This is a genomic window from Streptomyces durocortorensis, assembly GCF_016901035.1.
GTDB classification, from domain to species: Bacteria; Actinomycetota; Actinomycetes; order Streptomycetales; family Streptomycetaceae; genus Streptomyces; species Streptomyces durocortorensis.
In genome coordinates this window covers 1-5,281 of sequence record NZ_JAFEUF010000239.1, presented here as the reverse complement: position 1 = coordinate 5,281, position 5,281 = coordinate 1, and the positions used below count along the sequence as shown (strand labels likewise).

5 protein-coding genes are annotated in these 5,281 nt (G+C 71.2%); 2 read left to right on the top strand and 3 right to left on the bottom strand.

Features of this window, described 5'->3' with window-relative positions:
* Positions 1 to 115 precede the first annotated feature (115 nt).
* Positions 116 to 592, bottom strand: a complete 477-nt coding sequence (locus JS521_RS29595) for a spore-associated protein A (RefSeq protein ID WP_205086007.1) — start codon at positions 590 to 592, stop codon at positions 116 to 118.
* Positions 593 to 860: 268 nt separating this feature from the next.
* On the opposite strand from JS521_RS29595, the gene JS521_RS29590 reads away from it, so the two are divergent.
* A complete protein-coding gene (locus JS521_RS29590) occupies positions 861 to 1,502 on the top strand; it encodes a maleylpyruvate isomerase family mycothiol-dependent enzyme (protein WP_205086014.1) in 642 nt (213 codons plus the stop codon).
* Positions 1,503 to 1,516: 14 nt separating this feature from the next.
* Here JS521_RS29590 and JS521_RS29585 read toward each other — a convergent pair whose 3' ends face one another.
* Complete coding sequence (locus JS521_RS29585) at positions 1,517 to 2,215, bottom strand: fascin domain-containing protein (protein WP_205086006.1); 699 nt, start codon at positions 2,213 to 2,215, stop codon at positions 1,517 to 1,519.
* 362 nt (positions 2,216 to 2,577) lie between these two features.
* Between JS521_RS29585 and JS521_RS29580 the strand changes: the two genes are divergently transcribed.
* Complete coding sequence (locus JS521_RS29580) at positions 2,578 to 3,513, top strand: phosphatidylinositol-specific phospholipase C (RefSeq protein ID WP_205086005.1); 936 nt, start codon at positions 2,578 to 2,580, stop codon at positions 3,511 to 3,513.
* Between the two features lie 63 nt (positions 3,514 to 3,576).
* On the opposite strand, the gene JS521_RS29575 is transcribed toward JS521_RS29580, so the two are convergent.
* Positions 3,577 to 5,094: an eCIS core domain-containing protein gene (locus JS521_RS29575; RefSeq protein WP_205086004.1), complete on the bottom strand. Its 1,518-nt coding sequence runs from the start codon at positions 5,092 to 5,094 to the stop codon at positions 3,577 to 3,579.
* Positions 5,095 to 5,281 lie beyond the last annotated feature (187 nt).

Below are 5,281 nucleotides of genomic sequence, written 5' to 3'. Positions count from 1 at the left end.
CGCGCCGCCGGGCGGGGCGCTGGTGGGTCGGGCGGGGGGGGGGGGGGGGGGGCGGCGCCGCCCCCCCCCGCCCCCCCCCCCCCCCCCCCCCCCGCCTCCGTTCAGTGCGGGTCCGTCACCGGTTCGCGGCCAGTGAGCCGCAGTTGGTGCCGTTCTTGCCGGCCACCTCGCCGGAGATCTCACCGCGCCACGTCACGCACAGGCCGCGTGCGTCGAGGTAGACCGGCCCCGCGTACGTGGTGTAGTACCCCGTGTCCGAGACCGTCGTGGTGGGCGAGGCGAAGCCGAGCGAGGCCGTCATGTGCACGGCCTTTCCGGGCTTGGTGCGCACGGTCACCACGCAGTTCTTGCCGGTGGCGGAGTTGTAGGTCAGGAACACCGTGCCCTTGGTGCCGATCTGCGCGGAGTTCACCACGGCGTAGCCGCCGCCGCAGGCCCCGTTGTACTTCGCGGCCGCGGCGGCCTTGGTCGGCGCGGTGGCCCGGTGGGCGGTCGGCTCCGCCGCGACGGCGGCCGGTGCGAGAACCGCCGCGGCGCAGGCGGTCGCGGTGAGGGCGGCGCCGATGGCTGACACCCGTCGGATGTTGGTCATGTCGTTCCCCGGTTTCTTGATTCGGTCACTGCGCGACGCCTGGTCGGGCGCCCGGATCCCCACCCCTCGAAGTGGTGTGAGTCACACTCTGTCGGGCAGGTCGTGACGCGGAGGAGTTGTACGGTTGGCGCGCTGTTACGAAGTCATGACACAGCGGGACAAGATCACCTTTCTTGATCCATGTCCGGTGGCCGGGTGCGATGAGTTTCGCCGGCGTCCGGGGTCTCATACGGCAGGCCCGGTCATGACGCAGCGAGTGGAGGCAGCCGTGAAGAGCGACGCGAAGCGCGGGATCTGGCGCATGGTGCACGCCGAGCGTGCGGCGCTGGTCGAGGACCTCGCGGGGCTGGAGGCGGGGCGGTGGGCGACGCCGTCGCTCTGTGCGGGGTGGACCGTGCACGACGTGGCCGCCCATCTCGTGGACACCGCGCTGACGACGCGTATCGGGTTCGTCGCGGGTCTTGTGCGGGCGCGGTTCGACTTCGACCTGCAGAACGCGCGGGGTGTGGAGCGTCGGCGCGGGGCGTCGCCCGAGGAGACGCTGGAGCGGCTGCGCCGGGTGGTGTCGCGGACGACGACGCCTCCGGCCTCTCTCGACACCCGGCTGGTCGAGGAGGTCGTCCACGGCGAGGACATCCGCCGGGCGGTGGGCCTGGTCCGCTCCTATCCGCAGGAGGCGGTGGTCCGGGCGTTGCGCCTCCAGGTGCGGACCCCGGCGTCGTTCGGCGGGGCGAAGGAGGCGGTGGCGTCCGTACGGCTGACGGCGACGGACGCCGACCTGTCGATCGGGGAGGGTGCGGAGGTGGCCGGTCCCGCGCTTTCGCTGCTGCTGGCCGTGTCCGGCCGCCGGGTGGCGCTCGACGACCTGGACGGGCCGGGGGTCGGGCCGCTCGCGGGGACCGCCGCCTGAGGGGCCCCGTGGTGTCAGCCGGTGATCTCGAAGAGCTCGAACTGCTCCCACGAGCCCGTGACTTCGAGGGACCGGGCGCGCAACGCGTACTGGAGCGATCCCGTGTAGCTGTTCTCCATGGCGACGAAGCGGCCGTTCAGCGCGGACTGGAGCGCCCAGCGGTCCAGGTCCTCGTTGTAGTAGAGGGTGAACCGCTCCCAGGTGCCCGCGCCGGTCGACCGGGCGCGCAGGACGTTCTGCGAGGTGCCGGTGTAGTTGCCCTCGACCGCGACATAGAGGTTGTTCGCCAGGGACTTCAGGGCGTAGGTCCCGGTGGCCTCGTGCCATTCGAAGGCGAAGCCCTCCCAGGCACCGGTCACTTCGGCGGAACGGGCGCGCAGCACACCGGTGTTGGGCGACGCGTAGTTCTTCTCGGTGGCGGCGAACTTTCCGTTGCGGACCGACTGGACGGCGAGCTTCTCGGACTCGTCCGCCAGGGCGGAGGCGCTGCGGCCCGAGGTGCTGGGCCCCGAGGCGCTGCGGTCGAGAGCGGACGGGGCCTGGATTCTCTCGCCGGTCCCGGTGATCCGTGCCAGTTCGGCCCCGTCCACCGTCTCCCAGCCTGCGGGTACGGCGGCCGGCTGCCGGTCGTTCTGCGGGGCGGCACCGGCCGCGGGGGCGGCCAGTACGGAGGCGGTCAGCAGGGCGCTGAGGGAAAGGAGGGCGGAGGTCATGCGTCGCACAGGTCTTCCTCGCAGTTGTGTCAATGGTCCCAAGGGATTCCGCGGCGGAGGGAGAAAAGAAGGGCGCCGATGGCTTGCGTGCCTACCGGAAATCGCCTTTCCGCCGGGTGGTTCCGGTCGAATTGACCGGCCAAGTGGCTTAAGAGTAAGGGCTTTTGGCGATATTCGGCAATCCTTTTATGCGGCTTTGGTAATTCCGTGCTGCGACATATTGAATTTTCCGTTCCGCGGCATTCCGTTCACCTCGGTAATTCTCCGCGGCCGGTACGTCCCCTTCCCTGGGTGACGTGCACCCGACAGAATCCAAGGGTTACCGCCCGGTCCGACCCCCCACGGCCCTTGGAGGCACCCGCATGTCCACCCCCGCGCGCACGCCCGATTCCGCGTCCCTGTCCCGGCCCTCCCGCAGAGGCTTTCTGGCCGGTGCCCTCGCCGTGTCCGCCACCGCGATCGTGGGCACGGCGCCCGCCGTGGCCGCCACCCGGGAGAAGGCCCGGGCGGTCCGGGGGACGCAGGACTGGATGGCCGCCCTGCCCGACGGCACCGCGCTCCAGCGGCTCACGATCCCGGGCACGCACGACTCGGGCGCCCGGTTCGGCGGGCCCTGGTCGGAGTGCCAGAACACCACGATCGCCCAGCAGTTGACGAGCGGCATCCGCTTCCTCGACGTACGGTGCCGGCTCATCGACGGGTCGTTCGCGATCCACCACGGGGCGTCGTTCCAGAACATGATGTTCGGCGATGTCCTCGTCGCCTGCCGGGACTTCCTCGCCACGCGCCCGACCGAGACCGTGCTGATGCGGGTCAAGCAGGAGCACTCGTCCGCGAGCGACGCCGCGTTCCGGGCGGTCTTCGACGACTACCTGGACGTGCGCGGCTGGCGGTCGCTGTTCCGCCTCGACTCCACGCTTCCCGACCTGGGCGGGGCCCGGGGCAAGGTGGTGCTGCTCGCGGACAACGGCGGTCTGCCCGGCGTGCGTTACGGCGATTCCGCCCTCTTCGACATCCAGGACGACTACATGGCGGAGCCGTTCGCCAAGTACCCCAAGATCGAGGCCCAGTTCCGCAAGGCAGCCCAGCAGCCGGGCAAGTTCTTCATGAACTACGTCTCCACGGCCGCCCTGATGCCGCCCCGCTGGAACGCCGACCGGCTCAACCCGCAGGTGCACTCCTTCCTGGAGCGCGCGGAGACCGCCGGGTGGACCGGGCTCGGCATCGTCCCGCTGGACTACCCGAACCAGCGGTCCGGGCTGGTGGAGTCGCTGATCCGGCACAACCCGGCAGGGTGATGTGCGGGGCGGGCGGGCCGGAGCCCCGGCGCGCCCGCCCCCTCGGCCGCACCGGGCGGAATGTCAGGCGGTGCCGGACGTCAGGTTCTTCTGACCCCGCACCGCGCGCATGTCCTCGACGAACAGTTGGAAGAGGAGTCGCGTGATGTCGGTCTTGCCGATGGAGAGGCTGAACGGCTCCTTCTCCTCGGGCTTCAGGCCGATGTACCCCGCGAGCGCGCCCTCGCCGCCGGCTGCCTCCGGGAACGGGTTGTCGGCGCTCTCCCGGGTCTTCCTGATGTGGTACGGGGTTCCCTTGTCCCCGGAGATGGCCATGTAGTCCGGCGAGAAGAGGAGTTCGTGGGCGCCGGGCTTGAGCGTGAACTCCACGGTCACCTGGGTGTCCTCGTTGGTGAAGTACTCGTCGGCCTGGCCTGCGTCGCCCAGGTGGTTGCTGATCGGCATGATGCCGGCCTCGCCCTTCTCCACGGCCCCCCGGAAGCGTTTGGCGATTCCGGCGGTGTCCTCCTGGGAGGTGATCCACTCCTCGGTGAGCGATGCCAGGCCCTTCCACTCCATGATGGCGTTCGCTTCTTCCGCCATCATCGTGCGGTAGAGCTTCAGGCGGCCGGTCTCGCCCTTCTCGGCGAGTGCCTTCAGCTCCGCCAGGAGCCCGGGGCCCACCGAGGCCAGGATGTCCTCCAGCTTCCGAACGGGCGCCTTCGCCTTCTTCTTCTTGCCCTTCTGTTTCGGCGGAAGCAGCGGATGGCCCGCCGTTTCCATCTCGGCCTTCCAGTGACCTGCCCCGAGCATCTCCTGAGGATTGCCCCCCACCCGCTGCACCGCCGTCGCCGACGCCGCCACCGGAGCGGGGCGGCCGGCAGGTTCCGGCGCCCGCTGCACGTCCGTACGGGCCGGGGCGGACATCACCCGGCGCGCGTTGGCCTCGGCGGCCCGCTCGAACCGGTCGGAGGGGTCGGAGACCTTCAGCCCGCCGCCGTTGTCGGTGCCCGCGACCTGGCCCTGGCGCTGCTGGATGACGTGGGTGAGCTCATGGGCGAGGGTGTGCCGGTCCCCGCCGCCGTCGCCGATGACGACATGGCTGCCGGAGGTGTAGGCGCGGGCGCCGACCTCGGCCGCGGAGGCCTTCGCGGCGCGGTCGTCGTGGACGCGTACGTCGGAGAAGTCCGCGCCGAGACGCGACTCCATGTCCGTGCGGACGGTGTCCTCCAGGGGGCGGCCCGAGGTACGCAGCACGTCATGGACGGCGGAGCGCTGCACGGCGGGCCGCTGCGCCTCCTCATGACCGCAGCCGGCACCGTGCCGATGCCGCTCCTGATCCTGGCCTTGGCTCCGGTTCCGGCCTTGGTCCTGGCTCCGGCCTTGGTCCTGGCTCCGCTCCCGCTCCTCGACGGCGGCCCGGCGCAGCATCTGGACGGCGACGGCGTTGCCCACGGTGGCCTGGAGGGCGAGGAGCGGCTGAGACCCCGAGGGGGCCGCCCCCTGCCGGACCGTCCCCGGCTCCTTCGCGGGGACGGCGGCGACGGCCCGCTCCGGCCTGTCGCCGGAGTGCCCTGTCCTGTCCTTGCCCTGTGCCCGCACGGAGAGCCCTTCCCTTGATCAGCGACGTACCTTTCTGGATACAGGGAAGGCCCCCGAACGGCGAGGTCCCCAGGGGCAGAGACCGCCGTCCGAAGGGGCAAGGACCCCCGCACGCCGAACCGGGCGGGATCTGCGGCCCGGGGCCCGGCGAGGAACTGTGGCCCCCTGCCGCCCGCATTCAGCCCAA